The sequence below is a fragment of the Synechococcus sp. RC10A2 genome (genome assembly GCF_047502605.1).
This window is the reverse complement of sequence record NZ_JANSHP010000118.1, coordinates 1-1,935: the sequence shown is the minus strand read 5'-3', so window position 1 is coordinate 1,935 and position 1,935 is coordinate 1. Positions and strand designations below refer to the sequence as shown.

Genomic DNA, 1,935 nt, shown 5'->3' with positions numbered 1-1,935 from the left:
CTGGCGCTTTACTACCTTACCCCCACCTCAACCCATATGTCAATACCACCCACCAGCCAACGCTTGGATAAGGAGCGTTATGGGTGGCTGCAGGTAGCCCGGGGCAATGCGACTCTGAACGGGCTGCCCTTGCGAGAAGGGGATGGCGTGGCTATTGCCGAGGAAAGTGAGCTCCGTCTTTTCAGTTGCGCGAGTTTTGGCTCTTGGGTTGAGGGTAAGTCCATACGAATTCGGGATCCCCTTTCAGGAGGAGAAGAGAATCCCGTTCTCTTGAGGGTCTTGCTGGGTGAATTGAGAGAGAACTTGTTGCCAAAGGTGGGCGAGCTGGGATCCTTTGCCCTTGGCATACAGCAGGCGGGATCCCTCTGCCTGGGGATGGGCTTCTAGGCACAGCCAGAGGTAGGTTGCTGGCCAGTAGGGCAGGTACTGAGGCCACTCGATGGCGGTGATCCCAGCTTGGCTCCAAAGTTCTTCCAGCCCCAGATCGTCCAGAGCTGAGGACTCGGCTCCGCCAGAGGCGGACTCTAGACGGTAGAGATCGCAATGAAAAAGAGGGATCCGTCCCGTGTGGTATTCCTGCACCAGCACGAAGGTGGGGCTGTCGATGGGCTCCGGGATCCCCAGCCCTTGCCCCAGCCCCTGCACAAAGGTGGTTTTGCCGCTGCCCAGATTGCCCTCTAGAAGGATCACCAGGCCGGGAGGGGAGTCTGTCTTGCTCCTGCGCTGGGGGCTGTGTTGCGGGCCTCTGAGGAGGCGAACGGCGGCCTGAGCCACCAGGGCCGCCAGCGATTGGGTGGCAGCGGCAGAGGACAACACCAGAGGGGAAGCTTGTTGCCAAAGCTCTTCATCTCGTGCGCTCGCCATGGCTTACGGCTCCTTCGGGGGGTGCTCAGGGGCAGGGATCCCTGTCGAGAGAGCGGGTGAGGGCCTCACTGGGCTCAGGTGAGCAGAAGCACGTCTTTGAGCGGTCAGCATCAGGGCCAGGCCAGCTCCGATGAGCAGTAGGCTCACCCCCTGGGCCACCCGCAGGGGCCCCAGCATGAGGCTGTCGGCGCGCAGCCCCTCGATCCAGAAGCGTCCAAGACTATACCCCAGCAGGTAGAGGCCCAGGAGGCTACCGGGCGGAGGCTGGCGCCGATAGTTCAAAAAGAGCAGGATCCCGAAGAGGCCGAGGTTCCAGAGGGATTCGTACAAAAAAGTGGGATGCACGCGGGATCCGTCGGGGAGCTGCAGTTGGATCCACAGAGAACTAGCCGGAGACAAAGCCTTTCCATAGGCCTCGTTGTTGAAGAAGTTGCCCCAGCGACCGATGCTCTGGCCAAGGCTGAGGGAAGGAACGATGCAATCGGCCAGCAGCCAGAAGTTGAGCCGATGCCGGTGGGCAAACAGGTAAAGCGCTGCAGTGCCCCCGAGCAAAGCGCCATGGATGGCCATTCCCCCCTGCCAGAGGGCCAGGACTTTCCACCAAGGGCCATCTCGATATCGCTCCCACTCAAAAGCCACGTAGTAAAAACGGGCAAGGGGCAGGGATCCCACCACCAGCCACGGCAGCAGATCGGACATGGAATTGGGGGGAAGACCGCGCCGTGCCGCCAGGTGGCGAGCTAGAAACAGGCCCAAAACGGTTGCTAAGCCGATCAGCAGGCCATACCAGCGTAGGCTGAATGGCCCCCAGCTAAACACAATTGGACCGGGGGATCGCAACACCAGGGTCGTGAACACGGCAGTATTCCTAAACCGGTCTTTCTAGCTCACTCTACCTGTTCTGCGACCCTCACCCCCAACCCCTCTCCCTCAGGGAGCGGCCCTCACCCCCAGCCCCTCTCCCTCAGGGAGAGGGGAGCTTGGAACCGAGGCAAGGTACGAGCTGACTGCAATTGGAGGGAGATCAAGGGATCCGCTGGGGGTAACAAGGCGACAATGTTAGAATGCAGG

General features: G+C 60.9%; 2 protein-coding genes and 1 pseudogene. 1 reads left to right on the top strand and 2 read right to left on the bottom strand.

All coding sequences use genetic code 11. The features are described 5' to 3' along the window. Nucleotides 1–36 precede the first annotated feature (36 nt). Nucleotides 37–168 (top strand): annotated as a pseudogene (locus NW848_RS16175) (hypothetical protein); the annotation flags it as partial. Nucleotides 169–243: 75 nt separating this feature from the next. Here NW848_RS16175 and tsaE read toward each other — a convergent pair. Further along, nucleotides 244–864 carry a tRNA (adenosine(37)-N6)-threonylcarbamoyltransferase complex ATPase subunit type 1 TsaE gene (gene tsaE / locus NW848_RS16170; RefSeq protein ID WP_099812231.1) on the bottom strand — a complete coding sequence of 207 codons (621 nt, stop codon included), beginning with the start codon at nt 862–864 and terminating at the stop codon, nt 244–246. A 3-nt stretch (nt 865–867) separates the two neighbouring features. Then, nucleotides 868–1,722, bottom strand: coding sequence for a prolipoprotein diacylglyceryl transferase (gene lgt, locus NW848_RS16165; protein ID WP_011429964.1), 855 nt, complete (start codon nt 1,720–1,722; stop codon nt 868–870). Nucleotides 1,723–1,935 lie beyond the last annotated feature (213 nt).